General features: G+C 55.1%; 15 protein-coding genes and 1 pseudogene. 6 read left to right on the top strand and 10 right to left on the bottom strand.

The window, feature by feature from the left end:
• Positions 1 to 316 precede the first annotated feature (316 nt).
• From H6G62_RS21815 to H6G62_RS21805, 3 genes are all read left to right on the top strand, one after another.
• On the top strand, positions 317 to 691 hold the full coding sequence (locus tag H6G62_RS21815; RefSeq protein ID WP_190499107.1) for a DUF433 domain-containing protein: 375 nt from the start codon (positions 317 to 319) through the stop codon (positions 689 to 691).
• A gap of 526 nt (positions 692 to 1217) precedes the next feature.
• Positions 1218 to 1442, top strand: coding sequence for a DUF433 domain-containing protein (locus tag H6G62_RS21810; protein WP_190499109.1), 225 nt, complete (start codon positions 1218 to 1220; stop codon positions 1440 to 1442).
• Positions 1439 to 1777: a DUF5615 family PIN-like protein gene (locus tag H6G62_RS21805; RefSeq protein WP_190499105.1), complete on the top strand. Its 339-nt coding sequence runs from the start codon at positions 1439 to 1441 to the stop codon at positions 1775 to 1777. Before H6G62_RS21810 ends, H6G62_RS21805 begins: the two co-directional genes overlap by 4 nt.
• Before the next feature lie 182 nt (positions 1778 to 1959).
• On the opposite strand, the gene H6G62_RS21800 is transcribed toward H6G62_RS21805, so the two are convergent.
• The 3 genes from H6G62_RS21800 to H6G62_RS21790 all read right to left on the bottom strand — a co-directional run bounded on the left by H6G62_RS21800 (position 1960) and on the right by H6G62_RS21790 (position 5652).
• On the bottom strand, positions 1960 to 3093 hold the full coding sequence (locus H6G62_RS21800; protein WP_190499103.1) for a glycosyltransferase family 1 protein: 1134 nt from the start codon (positions 3091 to 3093) through the stop codon (positions 1960 to 1962).
• A 76-nt stretch (positions 3094 to 3169) separates the two neighbouring features.
• Positions 3170 to 4324 carry an NAD-dependent epimerase/dehydratase family protein gene (locus H6G62_RS21795; RefSeq protein ID WP_190499101.1) on the bottom strand — a complete coding sequence of 385 codons (1155 nt, stop codon included), beginning with the start codon at positions 4322 to 4324 and terminating at the stop codon, positions 3170 to 3172.
• 161 nt (positions 4325 to 4485) lie between these two features.
• Positions 4486 to 5652 carry an esterase-like activity of phytase family protein gene (locus tag H6G62_RS21790; protein ID WP_190499099.1) on the bottom strand — a complete coding sequence of 389 codons (1167 nt, stop codon included), beginning with the start codon at positions 5650 to 5652 and terminating at the stop codon, positions 4486 to 4488.
• A 247-nt stretch (positions 5653 to 5899) separates the two neighbouring features.
• Here H6G62_RS21790 and H6G62_RS21785 point away from each other — a divergent pair, with 247 nt between their 5' ends.
• Positions 5900 to 7060 (top strand): DMT family transporter, encoded by a 1161-nt coding sequence (locus H6G62_RS21785; protein WP_190499097.1) that lies wholly within the window; start codon positions 5900 to 5902, stop codon positions 7058 to 7060.
• A gap of 83 nt (positions 7061 to 7143) precedes the next feature.
• On the opposite strand, the gene H6G62_RS21780 is transcribed toward H6G62_RS21785, so the two are convergent.
• The 4 genes from H6G62_RS21780 to H6G62_RS21765 form a co-directional block, all read right to left on the bottom strand.
• Positions 7144 to 7434, bottom strand: a complete 291-nt coding sequence (locus H6G62_RS21780) for a hypothetical protein (RefSeq protein ID WP_190499095.1) — start codon at positions 7432 to 7434, stop codon at positions 7144 to 7146.
• 443 nt (positions 7435 to 7877) lie between these two features.
• Positions 7878 to 9182, bottom strand: a complete 1305-nt coding sequence (locus H6G62_RS27435; RefSeq protein ID WP_199325174.1) for a hypothetical protein — start codon at positions 9180 to 9182, stop codon at positions 7878 to 7880.
• Between the two features lie 137 nt (positions 9183 to 9319).
• Positions 9320 to 9916, bottom strand: coding sequence for a hypothetical protein (locus H6G62_RS21770; RefSeq protein WP_190499092.1), 597 nt, complete (start codon positions 9914 to 9916; stop codon positions 9320 to 9322).
• A 167-nt stretch (positions 9917 to 10083) separates the two neighbouring features.
• Positions 10084 to 10530: a hypothetical protein gene (locus H6G62_RS21765; RefSeq protein WP_190499090.1), complete on the bottom strand. Its 447-nt coding sequence runs from the start codon at positions 10528 to 10530 to the stop codon at positions 10084 to 10086.
• Positions 10531 to 10809: 279 nt separating this feature from the next.
• Between H6G62_RS21765 and H6G62_RS21760 the strand changes: the two are divergent.
• A pseudogene (locus H6G62_RS21760) lies at positions 10810 to 11217 on the top strand (hydantoinase B/oxoprolinase family protein); the annotation flags it as partial.
• 97 nt (positions 11218 to 11314) lie between these two features.
• Here H6G62_RS21760 and H6G62_RS21755 read toward each other — a convergent pair.
• Positions 11315 to 14881: a hypothetical protein gene (locus tag H6G62_RS21755; protein ID WP_190499086.1), complete on the bottom strand. Its 3567-nt coding sequence runs from the start codon at positions 14879 to 14881 to the stop codon at positions 11315 to 11317.
• A 1333-nt stretch (positions 14882 to 16214) separates the two neighbouring features.
• Here H6G62_RS21755 and H6G62_RS21745 point away from each other — a divergent pair.
• A complete protein-coding gene (locus tag H6G62_RS21745) occupies positions 16215 to 19850 on the top strand; it encodes an NB-ARC domain-containing protein (protein WP_190499083.1) in 3636 nt (1211 codons plus the stop codon).
• A 10-nt stretch (positions 19851 to 19860) separates the two neighbouring features.
• On the opposite strand, the gene H6G62_RS21740 is transcribed toward H6G62_RS21745, so the two are convergent.
• Both H6G62_RS21740 and H6G62_RS21735 read right to left on the bottom strand, forming a co-directional pair.
• Complete coding sequence (locus H6G62_RS21740) at positions 19861 to 20121, bottom strand: hypothetical protein (RefSeq protein ID WP_190499081.1); 261 nt, start codon at positions 20119 to 20121, stop codon at positions 19861 to 19863.
• 320 nt (positions 20122 to 20441) lie between these two features.
• Positions 20442 to 20625 (bottom strand): hypothetical protein (locus H6G62_RS21735; protein ID WP_190492888.1); only part of this gene is annotated, 184 nt, incomplete at its 5' end.

The raw sequence follows: 20625 nt of genomic DNA, 5'->3' as shown, positions 1-20625 counted from the left end.
ATGCTGTTGAGGCTATCCATCGGTGCACCGTGTTTTACTTGCACCTGCACTCTATGCGGTGGATAGCTTTTTTCCAACCCAACCCCAAAAAACTGTCCGGAGTGTTGAGATGGAGAATAGTAGTGGCATGAGCACTTGGAATCGGTGAGAGAAGCCAGCTAACACTGCGTTGGTGCGGACGGTACAGAGGTTGTCGGCGAATGCTCAAGGTTATCTACCGCCGCACAACTTCACCGTTACAGCGTGAAGGGTGTCGGGGTTGTTACTGCTGATTTTGATGGGATACGATGAAGACAGCCTCCAGGAGGGTAATGCTATGACCTCAGCACCCAACAGCCCATCCGCCATCACCCGCACTGAGCGAGGGCTAACCATCGCTAGTACTCGAATTACGTTGTACGATGTGATGGACTATGTGATTGCTCAGTATCCGCCTAAGTTCATTCAAGGATTATTTGAGTTGACGGAGGAGCAACTCAACGCGGCCCTAGATTATATCGAGATCAACCGCTCTGAGGTCGAAGCTGAGTACCAGCAAGTTATCCAGGAAACTGAAGAACTTCGGCGATACTACGAAGAGCAAAATCGTGAGCGGGCTACTCGGATTTCCACCTTACCACCCCCACCTGGGCTGGAAGCTGCCTGGGAAAAACTTCAGGCATCCAAGGCACGCCACCAGCTACAGTCGTGATTTTTTTGATTGATCATAATTTAAAGGGACACGCTCGTCTTCTGCTTGGGAGCATTGCTGGACAAGGTTGGCTTGATGTTGTTCCGAGATGAAGTCGCGTAACAGGGTCGCTTGATTCCACTGCTGAGAGGCGCGACATAGCACCCCCCTTGCAGCGAACGATTGAAAGAGCTTGGTGGTGATGCAAAGGTGATCTGTCGCCGCTGACCAGGAACGTTATCTCACTTCGTTTGAACCTTTTGGGTGATTCTTTAAGGCCGATTATCTGTCTATGCATTGCTGTAGCAAGTCGATATCTGGGCACTGTCCGTAGTGCCATAGTGGTGTCATCCTGTTGAGGATTTTGGAGGCATCTTGGATTATTCCCATAGCAAGCTTCAACAAAAATGGGGGTAGCCATTTCCTATGGCTTGCTTACAATTCTTTGCATTTTTGCTGGAGTGGACTGTACCTACCCGATTTTGTTGGAAACCCTTATGCCCAATCCTTTAAAGTAAAGGTAAATGCTGATGAGGCCTACTGCATGATGGTGGAGCTACTTTCAAGAATTACCGTTAACCCCAAACAATGCGGTGGTCGTCCTTGCATTCGAGGGATGAGAATTCGGGTGTCAGATGTCCTCGACTTATTTGCCGCAGGGCTAAGTGCGGGAGAAATTTTAGAGGAAATGCCCGATCTTGAGGCTGATGACCTAAAAGCATCCCTGTTATACGCCTCGCGAAAACTTAATCACCCGGTTTTAGTCGCATGACCATCTGGGTAGACGCACACTTGTCTCCGGCAATTGTAACCTGGATTACCAGTACGTTTGGCATTGAAGCAATAGCGCTGCGTGATCTGGGGCTAAGAGATGCTGAAGATCCTGAAATCTTTGAGGCTGCGAGAGCCCAAAACGCTGTTGTGATGACAAAAGACAGCGACTTTGTAGATCTGGTCGAGCGATTGGGTTCGCCGCCACCCATTATTTGGTTGACCTGTGGCAATACCTCTAATGCTAAGTTACGCGAAATTCTGAGCGAGACGTTACCTAGAGCTTTAGAACTCTTTGCCGCTGGCGAGACATTAGTAGAAATTAGCGGAGACTAGCGATGCAGGCTAACAATCCTGGCGCAGCGGATTGACCCAAGCTCCTTGTGGCGTTGCAAAAATCTCGGCAACTGCTGCCTGGGAGCGTTACAGCGTGAAGGGTGTCGGGGTTGTTGCTGGCTGGGTGAGTACGTAAGCCCCAGAAATTAGCCGAGAGGTTATCACCTTGATAGTTACATGTCCTACGCGGCCAGGGGCAGGGAGGTCTCAGCGAGGACTTGGTGGTAGAACTGCTGAAGCTGACGGGTAGCGGCGGCCCAGCCCCATTGCTCGGCCTCGGCCACGGCGTTTTGGCGCATGGTTTCCCGTTCGGCGGTGGCTTCGATCAGGCGGCGGGTGGCGTTGATCGCCCCTTCTTCGTCCTTGGGGTCAAACAAAAAGCCGTTTACCCCGTCGGTGACAATGTCGGGGATGCCGCCAGAGTTGGCCGCCACCACCGGACAGCCCGCCGCCATCGCCTCCAGAAGCACCAGCCCCAGGGTTTCGGTGCGGGAGGGGAATACGAAGGCATCGGCAGAGGCATAGGCCGAAGCGAGGTCTTCCCCGGCTAGGTAGCCGACGAAATTTGTGGGCGTATCGGCAAAGTGGGCCTCTAGTTCGGTGCGGTAGGGACCATCGCCCACCAGGGCTAGCCGCGCACCGGGAATGGCTTTCAGGATGGGCTTGATCCGGTCGATTTCTTTCTCGGCGGAAAGGCGTCCAATATACAGGAGCAGGGGCGCTTCAGGGTGGCCCTGGGAAAGCCGATCCCGCATCGCGGCACTGGCCAATTCGGGCCGGAAGAGTTCCGTATCCACCCCCCGCTGCCACACGTCGATGCGTTCAACCCCATGCTCCGACAGTTCGGCCTGCATGGCGGTGGAGGTGACGAGGTTAATGCGGGCCTGGTTGTGCATGGCCTTAATCAGTTCCCACATCACCCCCTCCAGCATTCCCAGGCCGTAGTGCTCTAGGTATTTGGGCAGGTGGGTATGGTAGGAGGCCACCAGGGGCACATCCAGGGTTTTGCTGTAGTAGATGCCAGCCAAGCCAAGCACCGCCGGGTTGACCACATGGATGAGGTCAGGGCGAAAGGACTCTAGGGCCTCCCCAATGGAAGGGCGGGGCAGGGCTAGTTTGAGTTCGGGATAGAGCGGCAATGGAAAGCCAGACACCCCATGAATCTTCGCCCCTCGATATTCCGTCAGGCCACCCTCTGGGGAGAACACCAAAACCTGATTGCCCTGGCGTTGGAGATGATCGACGGTGTGCTTGAGACGGGTGACAATGCCATCAACCTTGGGCAAAAAGGTCTCGGTAAAGAGAGCAATTCGCATGGGGAACCGGGGGCTAAGGGAAGAGGGAAAATTAAGTAGGGTCAGCACCCGGATAGAGCACTGACCCTGGAGGGAGCTAGCTACGCCGCCACTGCACCTTGGGCATAATCTGGCTGTGGTCAACGCGATCCTTGTACTTGACCGCGAAGTTCAGCAGGCTATCCAGCAGCGAGTCGGACAGCATGTGGGGTTGCAGACCCAGGTCTAGCAGGTTGGTGTTCTTGGCGTTGAAGTAGTGATCTTCGGCCTCCACGCGGGGGTTGTCGAGGTGGTTGATTTCCACATCGAGACCCAGGGTGGTTCCAGCTTTCTTCACCATCATGGCCAGGTCGCCGACGTTGAACATTTCGGTAAACTGGTTGAACACCCGGAACTTGCCAGGGTCGCCCGGATTGGCGATGGCAATTTCCACACAGCGTACCGTGTCGCGAATATCCAAGAACGCACGGGTTTGAGTACCGTTGCCATACACCGTCAGGGGATGTCCCACGGCGGCTTGGATACAGAAGCGGTTGAGGGCAGTCCCAAACACGCCGTCGTAGTCGAGGCGGTTGATCAGCAGTTCATCCATGCCCGTTTCTTCGGTGAGGACACCGTAGACCACGCCCTGGTTGAGGTCGGTGGCGCGGAGACCCCACACCTTACAAGCAAAGTGGATGTTGTGGGAGTCGTGAACCTTGCTGAGGTGGTAGAAGGAACCGGGCTGTTTGGGGTAGGGGAGGGTGTCTTTGCGGCCATTGTGCTCAATGGTGATGTAGCCCTCTTCAATGTCGATGTTGGGGGTGCCGTATTCGCCCATGGTGCCCAGCTTGACGAGGTGGCAGTCGGGGAAGTTATCCCGCAGGGCGTAGAGCAGGTTCAGGTTGCCAATCACGTTATTGGACTGGGTCAGCACGGCGTGTTCCCGGTCAATCATGGAGAACGGCGCGGAACGTTGTTCGCCGAAGTGAACCACCGCTTCCGGCTGGAATTCCAGCATGGACTTTTCTAGGAAGGGGTAGTCGTTGATGTCGCCGATATAGAGATCGATGTGCTTGCCGGTGAGTTCTTTCCAGCGCTTGAGGCGAGCCTGGATCGGGGCAATGGGGGTCAGGGTTTCGATTTGCAGTTGGGCATCCCAATGACGCCGCACCAGGTTATCGAGGATCCCGACTTCGTAGCCACGATTGGAAAGATAAAGAGCGGTTGCCCACCCGCAGTAACCGTCACCGCCAATTACAAGGACTTTCATATCAATGCTTCATTCTCGTTGCTGATACCAAGACAATCTATCAGGTTTGGCGACCCTGTAAACCATCGATCTTGAATTATCCGTAAAGCCAAATACGGTTCCGTGACGATTTATTCAGGCCGATTTACGGTCGCTTCATGGATAATCTCGCCCATTCGCCGTCATCCTTGCAAACGCAGCAAAATCAACTGGGTGGGGCGGTTGGCCTCAAAGTTGTTGTCGCTGACCAGGATGAGGCTCTGGCTCCCGTCGGGCAAGCGTGGCCCTAGGGTCATGCCCTCCAGATTATCTACGGGAACCGTTATGTCAGCGAAGTCTAGCACCAGGTGTTTACGGATGGGGGAAATGCCCTCAACCCCGCGCAGGCTGGCGATGGTGGAGGTATCGGTGGCTCCACCCGTGGCCAGTTGGTAGAGCCGCACGTTGAACCCCCGCAGCCCAAAGGCCCGCTCTAGGGCCAGGAAGTGACCGCCCTGATCGATCAACAGCAGTTCCGTCAGGCCGTTGACCACCGCCCCGGAGGGTTCTAAATCCAGGGGGTAGGCGTGCTCGGCAATCAGGGTGGACTGGTCTTCTCCTATTAAATAGTGTAGAAAGCGGCTGCGGAGGGGCTGGTAGGGGTCGGGGTCGTAGTCTTGCACGAGGGCCGATTCCGTGGCGGTGAACAGCCGAAAGGGTTCCGTTTGGCCAGCGGTGCCCGGTGAGGCGTTGATGGTCAACGACTCGAAACTGAGGTTGTTGCGGACGCCCTGGGTGGGGGGATTCGCGTCATCGGGCAGGAATCGATCTGGAATCCGAAACGAGGTGACAAGCCGCCCTGTTTCTCGGTCAAACTCGCCGAGGAAGGGCGGGATGCCCCGACCCACATCTCCTTCGCTGCTCATCAGTACCGTGTTGCGGGGGGAGAGGGCCAAGCCCTCTGGGTCGAGATAGCCCTGGGGGTAGGGGTTGCCCTCGCCATCGGTGAAGGGGGTGACGGACTGAATTGAAACGTCTTTAAATTGGGGCTGGCCGTCGTCGCCCAATCCGAAGCCCATCGTCAGACGGTAAAACCGAGGTGGCCCAAAGCGGCCCCGATCATCGGACAGGGCATAGAACTGATCCACAGAACGGTCGTAGGCCAGGGCTGAGATCCCCCCCACGGTGGTCTCCTGAAAATCCTGGGAGGGAAGATTATAGATATCCAGCACCTCCACCGCCAGGGGCAAAAACAGGCGTTCTTCCGCTTTGATCTGGGGGATGGCGCAACTGCCTAAGGCTAGGGTTAAGCCCACCAGTAGCACCCATACCCATACCCCACCCCGGTTCAACCATCTCAACCATCCCATTTGTTGTCGCCTCCTTAGTTTGCATCGCGGAAGTTTGCATCGTGGAAGTTTGCATCGTGGATCACCCCCGCCCGCCTTGACCAGCGTAGCCTTAGCCCACCCGCCCCACCCTACACCCTACGATCTCGCCCCCGTGCCAACGTGGCCATTCGTTGCCATTGTGTTCACTAATGTGTTCACTAAATTACCGTTTGGGGAACGAGCTGCGGAGTAGGATCGGGCCACCTGTTTCCCCAGAGATGCCCCTATGCCCGCCCTGACCCAGGATAAACTCACCAAGTCGCCGCTGTTTTTGCTGGCCCCCTTCTTCTTCTTGGGCACGGCCATGGTGGTGATGAAGCTGATTATCCCCCATACCACCCCGCTGTTTCTAGCCGCGTTTCGGCTGTTGCCCGCCGGAGCCATGATCCTCCTCCTGGCGGCGGTGCTGAAACTGCCTCAACCCAAAACCCTCCAGGGCTGGCTGTGGATTGCGCTGTTTTCCGTCATTGATGGGGCCATGTTCCAGGGCTTTTTGACCACGGGCCTAGTAAAAACTGGGGCAGGTCTGGGGGCGGTGCTCATCGACGCGCAGCCATTGGTGGTGGCGTTGCTCTCGCGGCTGTTGTTTGCGGAATTCATTGGCCTGTGGGGCTGGCTGGGGCTGGCGGTGGGCATTGCTGGAATCTGTCTCTGTGGCTTGCCTGGGCCATGGTTAGAGACCCTATTTCAGTCGCCCCTGGCGGTGTTCAACGCCGGAACTGGCGCTGCCTTTAGCCTAGATGGACTACTGGCCAGCGGCGAGTTTCTAATGTTAATGGCGGCCCTCTCCATGTCCTTGGGCACCATCATTGTGCGCTATGTCAAGCAGCATTCCGACCCCGTCGTAGCCACGGGCTGGCACATGATTTTGGGCGGTCTCCCCCTGCTACTGCTGTCGGCGTTGTGGGAAACAGGTCAAGTATCGGCCCTGCAACCCCTAGACTGGCTGGGACTGGGCTATGCGACCCTATTTGGCACTGCCGTGACCTACGGCATCTTTTTCTACCTAGCCGCCGTGGGTAACATGACCAGCGTCAGCGCCTTAATTTTCCTTACCCCCGTCTTTGCCCTGCTGTTTAGCAGCCTGTTTTTGGGAGAGCGGCTGAGTCAGTTTCAATGGATGGGCGTGGTGCTGACGCTAATTAGCGTGTATCTGGTCAACCAGCGAGAACAAATCGCCGCCTGGGTATCCCGCCTTGGCAAAGCCGCCGAAGCGATGGAATCCGCCCTAGAGGCCACCGTGGAAGAGGTGATTGAAGAGGTCGGAGAGAAGCTAGAAGAGGTCGTTGAGGACGTTTTGGACAACGTTATCGACGATCAGATGCCCCCCAGTCCCGCCCTAGCCGAACCCTCAGTCCTCAGCATCTCAGAGCCTCCGGTTTCCTGAGGCAAGCGCCTCGGCGGGGCATCCAGGCGTTACCGCGAGGCGTGGAACAGTTCGTTACGACATCAGATTAGACCTCGATAAGGTTAGACCGCCATGCGCTTTCCTACGGTTAAATCATCAGACGGTGATGACGCATCATAGTCAACAATCAGGGAAATAGATGAAAATCCCTTGCTGGCATAATCATTCATAAACTCTATAAAGGCATTCCACTCCGTTTTATCTCGAAGAATGATGCAACCACTGGAGCCAGGAATACTAGCATCGAAGTGAATGCCAAACCCTGCCCGCCAGATGCCATCGACAAGGATGCGACTTGGATGATTAATCGAGAAAAAAAACGTCCGTAGTTTCTGGATTAGAAATACGTCCATAGGGCTCAGTCAAGACTGAATAGTGGCTGATCCCTACTTTTTTGCACTCAGGTATGGCTCCGATTCCTCTCCAGCTTTGATGTTTCTTCTCCTGGTGGCCAGATAATCCTGAGGTTGCCATATAGGAGGCTATTAAAGTTTTGCCATTTATGATATGGAGTTTACCCATAAGCAAGCTGGTAGATGGCTTTAAATCCATATTAAATAGCAACCAATTCATAATTATTTTCTCAAATATTTTTTATGATGTATGGCTGATGTCTGACATCGACATCCAGCTTTAGCAGTTGTTGGCTATCAGTCAACAAAAGGTCAGGTGACTCTTCTGAGTTTATGACTCAAGCTGTATGCCGTTATACAGCTTGAGTTCTTGAAAGTTGCTGAAGGTCTTGTCATACCCAGGCATTAGGATAATTTACCACCATACAATCAACAGATCTGAGTTATTTTCTTTCAATCCAAACTTGTAGGCCTTCAAGTCTGCGAGATTCACCTCGGGTTCCACAAAATTCACCATTAGAACGAACTGGAGTATCGCCTATATTCTGCAAGTGGCAGATGTAGCGGATATTGTAATTTGTTGCGGCAGAGCCAGTTAACCGAATGGCAAAGCCTTCCAGCCTGCGAGACTGACCTCTTGTGCCAATAAATTGTCCCCCGTTAACCCAGGGCGTATCTCCTATATCTTGAAGATGTGCCATGTACTGAATTCCTAAGTTGGGTGTGCCATCAGCAATGGCTAAAGAGAAACCCTCTAAACGTCTCGATTCACCTCTTGTACCAGCAAAAGTGCTGCCTTGAAATGAAACATCTCCTATGTTCTGTAGATGAACTATACCTCGTAAACCAACAGCAGATTGGCGAACACCTCTAGCAGGTTGAGTAGATGGTGTCATAGGTCGCAAAGATGACCAACTAGCACTTTGAGCGATTATTCTATCTCCTAAAATCTTTTGAAGATAGGCATCTCGTGGAAGATCTTGATGGCTGACACGCACTTGCACTCTACCAGTTCGCGGAGGGAATAAGCTTGAACCTGGACAAGCTATTGCTTCATCCCATCGGCATTCTCGTGTTATTGGAGAGAAATCTGCATTTCTAGCTATATTCTGCGATTCTTGATCACAATTTCTCCTTCCCTGGCTGTTTGCATGACAACTGAGGATTTGTCCACTGCTTGAAAAGTCAATAGGCCAAGGAGAATTTTCCTGCCATCTATTGAAGAAATAGTCTACATTTGAAGGGACTGATTGACCTTGAACAATGGTTTGACGAAGAGCGCCAGCCGCTACAGGATCAATAACTGCAACAAATTGAATTCGTCGATTTATACGAGGTATAAGACTTAAGATAGAATCTCCTCCAAAGCTATGTCCAATCAGGATTAAAGGGCGATTTCTATCAAGTTGGTTGTTTATAAAATCGGCACCGCTTCTTAAAAATTGCGTATCTACACTTGACCAATCATATGCATTGCCTCCCCCGCTCAGACCGCCATCTCTAAAGTTGCTATATGGAACATATCGAATTTCTGCACCTAACTCATTCATCAATCTATCTCGAAGAGAGATCATACCCCAGGCACAGCAGTTGCCTTGACCATTCACAAAGACAACATAAGGACGAGGCGCTGATTGGGCTTGAACCTGATTTGTAGGTATTTGAATTATCCCTAGCGGATTGACAATCAGAAACAGACTTAGTAGGAATATACTAAAGTAGTGAAAAGTATTGCGAAATGTTTTCATAGACTTAAGACCTGATTATTCAAGTGATCATGCAATAAAGACAGAAATCTTCTGGGTTTTTGATTGCAATTATATACAGTTCTATTAGGATGGGCATTGCCCACTCTACGTCTAACAATTTCTCCACAATTGCTTAACTAAAAATACTCCCCAATAGGTAAACATCCCCAAGTGTCAGGATTGTCAAAAGGAAGTCCATACTCAGCAACACACTGCTGAAGAAACTCTACATCCCCAACAGAATATTGATTTAGAAGATCCGTCCAATAATAGTTTCTTATGGGCATGTTTAACCCATATAAATCATTTAGGTTCTCACACAAGCCTGCTGTTTCAGGGAGAACCTGCATACATGTGTAGTTCTCATTAATGTATTGTCTTAGACTTTGCTTAAGCTCCTCATATTCCTGGCTATATATACGTACTTGTCGTCCTAACCACCGATCAAAGGCTGCTCCGACAGCCCTTGCACCAGTTGTGGTTCGGATGACATCTTCAGGAGTAACTGTTGTAGGATCACATCCACCGCTTAAGCAATTATCAACCTCATTCCTAATCGAATCAAAGGTTTCCTCCCAAAAACCTGCCTGAGCTGGCGGTGCCAAGCTAACAAGAGAGAGTAAAGCGATACTTATAGGCACAATATTTCTAAACATATGTCTCCTAGCAGTGAGTAAATGATTGGCTAATTCAATGTTGAAGTGCATCACCTGCTCAAAGCCGCTTGTAGTCATGGATCGGTCACCAGATCCATGAGAGGATATAGAACCTGGTTCGGCTGGGGCATACCGTGTTCTCGACGGTGGCAATCGTCGAGAACGCTGGTAGCGGCTCTGAGATAGGTTGATGCACTTCTGATTAGAGTCTGCGGGCAGTATTTACCAGAAAAGTACTTAAAATCTCATGCACCACATTCAATTGCTTCGATCATGAAGCCTCCTTCACCTAATACCCAAAATCGTTCTAAATTTCCGTCACGCCATTGTTCAGTATATTTCCACAACCATTCACGTTGATCCCAATGCCGATCAATGGTTGAAAATTGAATTGCCCGCCTAAAGCCCATTCGACTGCAAAATCTGTTGGCAACCTCTTGGGTTGCTGCTCTGCCACAACTATCAGGATAACGATGAGAATTTATACAACGATCCAATCGAGCAGCAGGCTGTCCCGATGGAGATAATCTAGGTTGCAAAAAGGTCCGCGTTTGAGCATTAACTGGCTCTATCGACGCAATAGAAATAGTGACGATACTAGCTGTCAAGCTTAACATCGTACTTTTCAAGGCAAATGAATTCATAGCTGAAATAAACTCAGTGATTGTGTTATCTAACTCTTGCAGATTCACAGTGATAAGCCAAGCTGATATATCAGCGTATTAAGCTTTCAGTGAAAATGGGGTGATTAGTGTGGTGAATACTCTGTCCCTGATGCAATTAGCTTAAGGGCAACGACTGGAATTCGGCAATCGATAAAAGGTCAGGAAAAGGTCAGAAAAAGGTCAGAAAAAGGTCAGATCGGACTTTAAAGGCTGGATGGCTCTTCCGGATCTGTGTCTGAAACTGTATCGGATAATACGGCTAGCTTTTCCTGAATTCGCTGAAAGCCTTGCCATATTTAGATATGGGCTGGGCCTGGGTTTTCGGGCACCGATGCCGTCCACACCCACATGACCAACTCGCGCCTCACCGACCCTGAGGTACTGGAATGGCGGTTTCCGGTGCGGCTAAGGCAGTTCGCCATTCGACCCCACAGCGGCGGCGCAGGGCAATATCCCGGCGGCAACGGCATGATTCGGCACCTTGAGTTTCAGGAACCGATGACGGCGGCGATTCTCTCCAACCGGCGCACCATCCCGCCCTTCGGCCTCGCCGGGGGCGAACCGGGGCAGGTGGGGGAAAATACCGTGATTCGCGCCGATGGGTCGGTGGAAGTTTTACCCGGACAGGCCACAGTCGCCATGGAACCGGGGGATCAACTGCGTATTGCCACACCGGGCGGCGGCGGCTTTGGGCCTAGTTCCGTTCGGCCCTAGGCCCTCCGCACGACATGGCATCTTGTCGGTACGATAGACGGCTAGGTCAGTGTCAAGACCAAGCTGGAGGTGGCCTCGTGGCGTTGCTGTTTGGCCATTAACTCTGCTCCTTGTTCGCCAACAGGCCCAAGTCCAGGCGAATCATCTCCTCCGGCTCGGGTCGATCTAAGATCGGGGCGGCCATGGGGGCGGCTGTGGTCATGATCTTGGTACGACTTTGGGACTTCCAGAAGCTATAGCCCAGGAGGGGGAAGGTGGCCACCCGGCGAGCCAGCGCCCAGAAAAATAGATAACTGGCCAGGAGTCTCTGGAGGGAATGGAAGCGAGATTCTCGCAGCGCCTCAATCAGATCGCTGGTCAGTTGGGGAGTGGTGGCGACGCGACTAGCGCTAGGCAAGAGGCTCGGCAGCACCCAGGCGGCGGTAAAGCCCTGACGGGTAATCGCGGGGTTGGATCCTAGGGCGACTACCTCTGGCCCCACGCCCAGGTTGCGAATCCCGTTAGCCTGCCGCCCAGAGAGAATGACCGCATTTTCCGCACTACGTTGTTGTTCGCCCCACCGCCCGTCGGGAACTCCCAGGAAGACCAAGGTGCCCCGCGCCACACGGTGGGCAAACCGATGGACGAAATCATCCTGGGCATTAGCCCCATGGATCTCCAGGGTGGCAATCCCGTAACTGAGGGAAAAGAGTTTACTGATGTAGTTTTCCAGGATTTGACTGACCCAGGGGGTTTCGCCCAGAACGAGGGTTCGCCGACCGGTACGGGCTAGCAGGGGACGCCGTTGCCACCAGCGTAGGCCCAGGGTCCATAGCCAGGGGCCCAAGATGTAGATACCGATGTCGCCGATCTGCGCCCCAAGCCCCAGAGCCATCGCCCATGGGGTATCTGGAGCCAGGTTAAACACGCCTAACATGCCTCTGAAGAGGGTGTGCGCCAAGGGGATGGTGTAGCCGAAAACCAACGCCCATCCCACCGTAATGGTCACATAGAGGGCGTGGATGCCCCAGACGAGGGGCGTTTCGATAATATGCAGACCCCACCGTTGGCCCGCCTGAACAAGCTGGCGATGGATCTGGGACGATTGCCCCTCTGGGGTTGGGTGATCCCCGAAAATCGCCGCCGCACTCTCCCGCAAGAACTGATTATCAACGTCATCCAGCAGGGCGAGGCCATCGGGACAGAGGGTTAGACCGAGGGGGTGCTGGTGAGGAAAGTGAAGCTGAAGTTGGCGAGTGAGATACAACAACAATTCAGTGAGGGTTTGGTGGGTGGCCACCACCGTCGCCGTTGCTGGTTCCGCCACTCGTCGCTCGCTGCCATTGGTAAAGAGCCGACGACTGAAGGGTTCCCCGGCCAAGGTGGGGGCTAGGAGGGCCGAACCTAAAAAGCTGGTGGGTTCACCCGTGAGTAAAAAGAACTCCCGGATGACATTTTGACGCACCAAGAGATCGCAGACCTGAAGTACCTGTCGGGTGGGAAAGGTTTGGCCAGACTGGGTGATGGCAAAGACGAGGGACTGTTTCGCCAACCCCAGGCTGGAAAACTCGTACTGCAACCGTTGCAACACCAGGTTAGACGACAGAACCTGCACCGACAGCAGGGGAAACAGCCGCTTCAAATCCCTAGCAAACTGTTCGCCGACCCAGAGGCTATTTTCAACGCCGGTAATGAGCAAATCCACATGGCTCGACTTGGCCAAGGCGGGATCTAACCCAAGCCCGATGAGCTGTTCCTGTTTTTCCTCAAGATATCGGGCCTTAGCGATCAAGAAATTGGCGAGATACTCTGCACTTTGACGATTGCCCGAGGCCGGGTTCATCCAGGTATTTTTGATCTGCCGAAAGAGGTGGGGAATATCCTGCAAATCCTGGGCCACGGGATCTAAGGCAGACCCGGAGACCAAGCCATGAGCCGACGTCTCGGGATAGGGGATCCGCCGTTGAAAGAGTTCCGTATCCCTGAGTTCTCGGTTTTCGGTCATGGAATAAACCGTGACCGCCGTTGCGGTGAGCACCGCGACCTCCCCGGTATTTTGATTCAGATCCAGTCGATAGGCTCCGGCCCGCTGATGGAGTACCCGATCAACGGCGGCGGGTTCCGAGGCGTATACGGTATAGCTCTGGTTGGGGTCAAACCCGAGGCTGATGGGCTGCCCCAAACTGCTGAGCACCACCCGGTCGGGATGCAGGGTAGACAGCACCGCTAGGCCAAAACTGCCCTGGGCGCGGCCCATGAAAAGACGGGTGGCCCGATACAGGTCATTCCTCAGGAAAACCTCCAGGGTCATGCGAATGAACGCCATCACCTGATCGGGGGGGTATCCCTCCAGGCGGTCATCTGGCCCAAGGGAATCGTGGATCCTCTGTTCTAACCATTGCTGACCCACGACATGGGGGAATTGTTGATCGGGGGGTAGGGTTTTGCCATGGAGCACAAAAGCCGCTTCAAACTGTTCGGCCCAGCGTTGCAGTTGATCGGGGCTGGGGGCAGAACACGGGGCCATTTTTGAGGGGGCCTTGCCCCCAAAGGCTTCATGGATGTCCCTCGCCAGGGTCATCTGATAGGCCAGACGGACGGAGGGCATCCACCGGCCCTGGGTTACGAGGAGATCTAACATCGCGGCAATTTTGGGCGAATCCCCGATGGTTTGATTGGGCACGTGGAGAACCCGCTCTAACCAAAGCCCTAGGCTGACGTAATCCACCATCTCCCCAAACAACAACCAGCCATCAAAATCTCCATTGTGGGTGATGCGATGGTTAATCAGCCGGGGCCAGGATTGCCAGTATCCCCGATCACAGCACCACACCTGTTCGATTCGAGCCGGACTCCATTCATGCCAGTGGGTTTCCAGAATCGAGGGAGGGCCACTGGTGCCAAAACGATAGTGCCATGCTCCAACGAGGGTTTTGGGCATGGGGCGAAGCCCCGATTTCCGCGCCCGCCGCCGGACTCGGTCAAAGGTGGTGGCCAGGGCGTTGGTTAAGTTCCCGCGCTTCGCCTTCACCAACTTATGGCCCACAAAGCAGGTATACCCTAGCTGATCGCGGGCAAAGACCAACCCGCCACCCGCCTGCTCCCCTCGCACCTCGGTTTCCCGGCCCATGGTGGCAAACAAGTGCTGCCCCCGGCTTGAGATCAAATCGTGGGCGAGGGCGGGTTCCCCCTGACTGACAAAGCCAAAATTGCCGCAGTATAGGCGATCGCCCTGCCCCCAGAGCAGGGCCAGCCAGTCCGACCGACTGGCCACGAGGAGAACCCCATTGGTCAGGGCCACGAGATCCGCCGCTAGGGTCAGGCCAGCCCTGGGCTCAAGCCCGAACCAATCCCCTGGGAGAGCCTGGAACCCGCCGCCAAAGTGTAGCCCTAGCCCCAGCCCCATCAGGTTAAACAACAGCCCACTCCCCGCCTTGACCCGCACCTTCCAAGGGGTGCCATCGCCCACCCCTAACCAAGGTGTTTGGGGGGTATCGGCCCCCATGCCAAGCGACATCGGCCCCAGGGCGGTCAGCACCTGGCGCAGAGGTCGATGTTCCAGAATATTGCTCCCCCTGAGAACCGATCCCTGGCCATCCACCCAAGCCCGCCCCATCGTGTGGCCCAACCCATGGATGACCATGGCCCCTTGCCAACTCCAGCGCAGCAAAAGGCTGATGACCATCACCCACCCCAAGCCCCCCAAGGCAGAACTCGGGGCAGGATGGATGACCATAATCCCCAGGAGAAGGGCCAGCATTTCTGGCATCACCCGTTGGCCAGTGGGACGGCGAAGCCAACACCAAACCAACGCCCAGGCTGGGACACCAGGGGATGGGTCTGCTACGGATGTTTTTAAATCGGGTGGGCAAATCGCCTTACAAGGATCCGTTGGATCGTTTAAGGCGTATCTCCTAAGGATAGGCAAGGGCGTGGGAGGAGTATAGGCTGCCATAGATTTCCGTGCGGTAGTGAACGACGAAAAACACCATGCCCCATCCGCACCTGAGTACCTTTCCCAGGTTGGTTAATCGCCAGAGAATGACGGGGCAATGGTGTTGTGAAGGAACGTTTTAAAGGATCGGTTTGGGGGCTACCATCGTGCTACCCATCCGATAAGAACTAAAGGCATTTTGAAGATAGCTCAGCCTAGTCGTTAGAAAGTTGACAGGCTCTTGTCCTGCTGTACCACCCATGATGGATGTAAGTGCTAATCACCCGGGGCATGGGCAAATCGATAGGGTAGAAAAACCTAACGGCACCCCCTCGATAAGAGCCGATCACTTCACTTTGAGACAAGGCTAGTATCGGTGGATGATAGTCGTACTTCACGCCGCGATAACACAGTTGCATCGATAGACACTCCGATTGTTGTTGATATTGATGACGTAAACAAAAAACTTGATACCCCTAAGAGGCTACTCACAAAGACCTTTCAGCCTTATTCATGCTGAGCAGAAATCGATGATAAAATCAGGATCTCTTCGTCGGCAGGTGCCTTAGCCTTATGGGAATAAGCTTAAGCGGAATATCGATCTTTTAGGGATCAGTAAAAGGTCAGGAAAAGGTCAGATCGAGGCAAGAAAGGTGACCTATCAATGCCGAACAGAACTCGATGATAAAATCAGGATCTCTTCGTCGGCAGGTGCCTTATACCAATACTTTATGAGGATAAGCATAACTCCAGCGCCTGAAAGCCTTGAGGGTAAAGGATTCCAGCTTGCTTATTGCTGCTCGTCTTCACAATGGATTGGTATTAGCCTTAGGGGATCAAGCTTAAGCGGAATATCGATCTTGGTAGGGTTCCGGGAAAGGTCAGGAAAAGGTCAGATTGGGGTAAGAAACGTGAGGTGTCGCGGTTATGGTTTAGGCAAACCCACCCTCTAGTAGGAAAATAATTAGGATTGCACCGTTAGAACGGTGAATACCGTGTTCTTCACCGTCTCAACCTGTCTAGGGGCATTGGCAAAGCCTCTAGCGTTGCAGTTCGCTAGGCCCTTAACCTGAAACGTTGCCCTATGACCGTTGACGAAGCCATTGCCCTAGTCGAGCAGGTGATTGACCAAGGCCATCTCACCAAAGTTCAAGAATTAGTCTTCCGCAAATCCTGGGACGGGGAATCCTACACCAAGATGGCCAGAGAATTGGGCTACGATCCGGGCTACGTCAAGGATACGGGCTCGAAACTGTGGCAAACCCTGTCGGAGGTGTATGGGGTCAAGGTGACCAAGCTCAACCTTCAGGGGGTGATCAAACGGGCGGCGAGCCAAGCGCAGGGGCCAAACCGCATCCCCTCAGCCGTTTCCCCTCGGCGGGTGGATTGGGGCGATGCCATTGATGTGTCGATTTTCTATGGTCGGGCGGAGGAGTTGGCGACGCTGCGGCGGTGGATGGTGGAGGATCCGACGGAGGATGGGGCCAGCCCGCGCTGCCGTTTGGTGACGCTGTTGGCCATGGGCGGCATGGGCAAAACGTCTCTTTCCGTCAAGATTGCCGAGCAGGTGCAGGATGACTTTGAGGCGGTGATCTGGCGATCCTTGCGTGATGCCCCTCCCCTGAGTGACCTATTGACGACGCTGATTCGCTTTTTGGCTCCGGTGGATCAGGGTGAGCGCTCCTTGCCCGAAGCCATTGGCGGCAAAATTTCGGTGTTGATTGAGTACCTACGGGCGACCCGTGCCCTAGTGGTGCTCGACAATTTTGAGGCGGTGCTGCAAGGGGCCAAGCGGGCGGGCACCTACCGCAGCGGCTACGAAGACTACGGTGAATTGCTCAAGCGCCTGGGCGAAATGGCCCACCCAAGCTGTGTGCTGATCACCACCCGCGAAAAACCCCAGGAAATCGCCGCCCAGGAAGGGGATTGGTTGCCTGTGCGTACCCTAGATCTCCTGGGGGTGGATGCGGACACAGGTCGTCAGATTGTGGTGGCCAAGGGCCTTGCGGCGAATACGCCAGACCTAGACGACCTGGTGGCCCACTACCGAGGCAATCCCCTAGCGCTCAAAATTGCGGCGACTTCGATTAGCGATGTGTTTGCGGGCAGCATTACCCGATTTCTGGCCCAGGGCAGCAGCGCCTTCAGCGGCGTGGGGACGTTGCTCCAGCGGCAATGGGATCGGCTGTCGCCTACGGAACGGCAGATTATGTACTGGCTGGCCATCAACCGCGAACCCGTCACCTGCGCCCAACTGCTGGCGGATATTCTGCCGACGGTGCCTCAGCGCACGGTGCTGGATGTGCTGGAATCGTTGCGCTGGCGGGGGCTGCTGGAATGCACGGCGGCGGGCTTTACCCTCCAGCCCGTGGTGATGGAATTTCTGACGGAACGGCTGATCGACCAGGTGAGCGAGGAAATTGTGGCCGAAGCTCCGGTGCTGCTGAGCAGCCACGCCCTGATCAAAGCCCAGGTGAAGGACTACATTCGCGAGAGCCAAATTCGGCTGATTTTGCAGCCCGTGGTGGATCGCCTGCTGCTGCACCTAGGCTCTAGCAAGCAGGTGGAACACAAGCTGGATCGCCTTTTGGCCAAGCTCAAAACCCTGCCCACAGCGGCCACGGGCTATGGCGGCGGCACCCTGCTCAATCTCTATCGCCAGCTCGAAACCGACCTGACGGGCTACGACTTTTCGGGGCTGAGCATTCGTCAGGCTTACCTACAAGACGTGAACCTGCACCGGGTCAACTTTGCCGGGGCCACCTTTGACCAATGCACCTTTGCGGCCACCTTTGGCGGCGTGACCTCGGTGGCCTTTAGCCCCCTGGGCGGCGATGCTGCCACAGGGAACGGGCAAACCCTCGCCACCAGCGACACGGCGGGCGGCATTCAGCTCTGGCGGATGGCGGATGGCCAACAGTTGAAGCTGTTTAAGGGGCACAATAGCTGGGTGTGGCAGGTGGCCTTTAGTCCGGTGCATCCCATTCTGGCCAGCGGCGGCCAAGATCATCAGGTGCGGCTGTGGGATCTCAATTCCGGCGAATGTCTGCGCGTGTTGACCGAGCATCGGGGCATTGTCACCGCCGTGGCCTTTAGCCCCGACGGCACCCTGCTGGCCAGCGCCAGCGGCGACCAAACCGTGCGGGTGTGGGACGTGGCCACAGGCGACTGTCGCCAGGTTTTATCGGGCCACGCCGCCTGCGTCTGGAGTGTGGTGTTTCAGCACGACGGCCAAACCCTGTTTAGCGCCGGGGAAGACAGCGCCGTGCGAGCCTGGGATGTGGCCACGGGCACCTGTCGCTCGGTGTGGCAAGAGCACCAGGGCTGGATTCGCGCCATTGCCCTTAGCCCCAACGGCGAAACCCTAGCCAGTGCCAGCTTCGACCACACCATCAAGCTCTGGGATGTGGGCACGGGTGCTTGCCTCGATACCCTCACCGGGCACCACAAAACCGTCACCTCCGTGGCCTTTAGCGCCGATGGCCAATGCTTAGCCAGCGCCAGCTACGACCAAACCATCAAACTCTGGGACATGATCACGGGCGACTGCTGGCAAACCCTGCACAAGCACACCAACCTCGTGTGGGCGGTGGCCTTTCATCCCCAGGAACGCATCCTGGCCAGCGGTGGCGAAGACTACACCGCCCGCCTCTGGGAACTCGAAACCGGATACTGCACCAAAACCCTGCAAGGCTACAGCAACACCATTTACGGGATGGCCCTGCATTCCTCCCAACGGCTCCTCGCCACCGCCCACGAAGACCAGACCATCAAACTCTTTGACTTCCCTGGCGCAGCTGTTCATACCAAGGAATCCCCGACCGATCAAGGAACCCCCTTTCGAGTGCTGCGGGGCCACACAGGCCGAGTACTCTCGGTGGACTTCAGCCCCTCCGGACATCACCTCGCCAGTGCGGGCACCGACCGCACCATCAAACTCTGGGACGCCGATACCGGACACCTGCGGCAAACCCTCCAGGGCCACCAAAGCTGGGTGTGGGCGATTGCCTTCCATCCCCAGGGGCACCTGTTGGCCAGCGCCAGTTACGACCACACCGTCAAACTCTGGGACTTGGCCACGGGGGAATGCCTGCAAACCCTTCTGGGCCACGATAGCTCGGTGTTAACCGTAGCCTTTAGCCCCGATGGTCAATGGTTAGCCAGCGGCGGCTACAACCAAAGCATCCAACTCTGGGAGGTGACCACGGGTAAAGCAGATCACACCTGGCAGGCCCACGGCAACCGCGTTTGGGCCGTCGCCTTCAGCCCCGACGCTCGCTGGCTAGTCACAGGCGGCGACGATGGCACCCTTCAGATTTGGAATCTGGCCACCGGGGAGACCGAGCAAACCCTCGCCAACCATACGGCTCCCGTGCTCTCCTTGGCCTTTAGCCCCGATGGCCGCACCCTCTACAGCGGCGGGGCCGACAAGCTGATCAACGTTTGGGACATGGAGGCAGGCCGTTGCACCGCCACCTGGACAGGCCACCAAAGCTGGGTGTGGTCGTTACAGTACGATCCAGCGTCTTCCGTCTTGGTTAGCGCAGGGCAAGATGAAACCATTCGCCATTGGTCTACCGCAACCGGAGCCTGCCTGAAAATTCAGCAGTGTGATCGCCCCTACGAAGGAATGCGGTTTGATGGAGCCTTCGGGCTGACCGATGCCCAACGATCCACCCTCAACGCCTTGGGGGCCAAGGATCGCCGCAAACAGCCGTAGGGATTATCTTTTATTGGGATAGCGATAGCCGAATCACCAGCCCCACCAGGGCAATGGCCGCACTAATCGATAGCGCCGCCGAAATACCCCCCACCCACTTGATCACATCCCAAGTCCGGTCTTCCCACTTGCGGCCACGGTCTTGCTCTGACCTCATCTCATTTTGCTCACGCCGCATCTGGCTTTGCTCTTCCCGCATCTGGCCTAGGTCATGGGCTAGCTTCGCTAGGGTGGCTTCTATCCGGTCAAGGCGGTCGTTACTGATGGTCATGATCAGTGGGGATGGCGACCCCTCCATTATCGGCCATGACCACGAGTTAGGGGGCTCTAGGAGAAAGGACGGTAGACGGTTTGGGGTAGCCCCAGGACTTTCACCAGCGTATTTGTTCCCTCGTTCCCAGCCTCCGGCTAGGAACGAGCAAGGAGGCTCTGCCTCCGATTCATCGAGGCTGGAGCCTCGGAAAGGGCACCTAGACTCAGCCTGGGTGCAAGGGGGAGACAGCGACTATACCTCGGTGGTTATGGAGCATTAAATCCCCGAGTTTTTACGGTGGGGGAAGCCACACTACGAGCTGACTGCCTGACACATCTTTATGCCGCCTCCCAGGGGGGCAATTGACATCGTATGGACTGGATCCTAGAGAACCAGATGCGGTCATAGTACTGGTCTTCGGCGTTTTTAGAGGCAAAGCAGGGTTCAGGGTCAACGGTGAGCAGGGGGATGGGTTGGAGCAACGGACGCCCTTTGTTGACGGCACCCTTGAGCCAGCGGAGG

It is taken from the genome of Phormidium sp. FACHB-1136, assembly GCF_014697375.1.
In the GTDB taxonomy this organism is placed as follows: domain Bacteria; phylum Cyanobacteriota; class Cyanobacteriia; order Phormidesmidales; family Phormidesmidaceae; genus Nodosilinea.
The sequence above is the reverse complement of the archived record's forward strand: the minus strand, read 5'-3'. Positions and strand labels throughout refer to the sequence as shown.

Excerpts from the sequence above, each read along its gene's own strand:
- H6G62_RS21740 (WP_190499081.1), bottom strand. The coding sequence starts at position 20,121 with ATGACCATCAGTAACGACCGCCTTGACCGGATAGAAGCCACCCTAGCG.
- H6G62_RS21745 (WP_190499083.1), top strand. The coding sequence starts at position 16,215 with ATGACCGTTGACGAAGCCATTGCCCTAGTCGAGCAGGTGATTGACCAA.
- H6G62_RS21795 (WP_190499101.1), bottom strand. The coding sequence starts at position 4,324 with ATGAAAGTCCTTGTAATTGGCGGTGACGGTTACTGCGGGTGGGCAACC.
- H6G62_RS21810 (WP_190499109.1), top strand. The coding sequence starts at position 1,218 with ATGGTGGAGCTACTTTCAAGAATTACCGTTAACCCCAAACAATGCGGT.
- H6G62_RS21790 (WP_190499099.1), bottom strand. The coding sequence starts at position 5,652 with ATGGGATGGTTGAGATGGTTGAACCGGGGTGGGGTATGGGTATGGGTG.
- H6G62_RS21785 (WP_190499097.1), top strand. The coding sequence starts at position 5,900 with ATGCCCGCCCTGACCCAGGATAAACTCACCAAGTCGCCGCTGTTTTTG.
- H6G62_RS21780 (WP_190499095.1), bottom strand. The coding sequence starts at position 7,434 with ATGGACGTATTTCTAATCCAGAAACTACGGACGTTTTTTTTCTCGATT.
- H6G62_RS21755 (WP_190499086.1), bottom strand. The coding sequence starts at position 14,881 with ATGGTCATCAGCCTTTTGCTGCGCTGGAGTTGGCAAGGGGCCATGGTC.
- H6G62_RS21815 (WP_190499107.1), top strand. The coding sequence starts at position 317 with ATGACCTCAGCACCCAACAGCCCATCCGCCATCACCCGCACTGAGCGA.
- H6G62_RS21805 (WP_190499105.1), top strand. The coding sequence starts at position 1,439 with ATGACCATCTGGGTAGACGCACACTTGTCTCCGGCAATTGTAACCTGG.
- H6G62_RS21770 (WP_190499092.1), bottom strand. The coding sequence starts at position 9,916 with ATGACTACAAGCGGCTTTGAGCAGGTGATGCACTTCAACATTGAATTA.
- H6G62_RS27435 (WP_199325174.1), bottom strand. The coding sequence starts at position 9,182 with ATGAAAACATTTCGCAATACTTTTCACTACTTTAGTATATTCCTACTA.
- H6G62_RS21800 (WP_190499103.1), bottom strand. The coding sequence starts at position 3,093 with ATGCGAATTGCTCTCTTTACCGAGACCTTTTTGCCCAAGGTTGATGGC.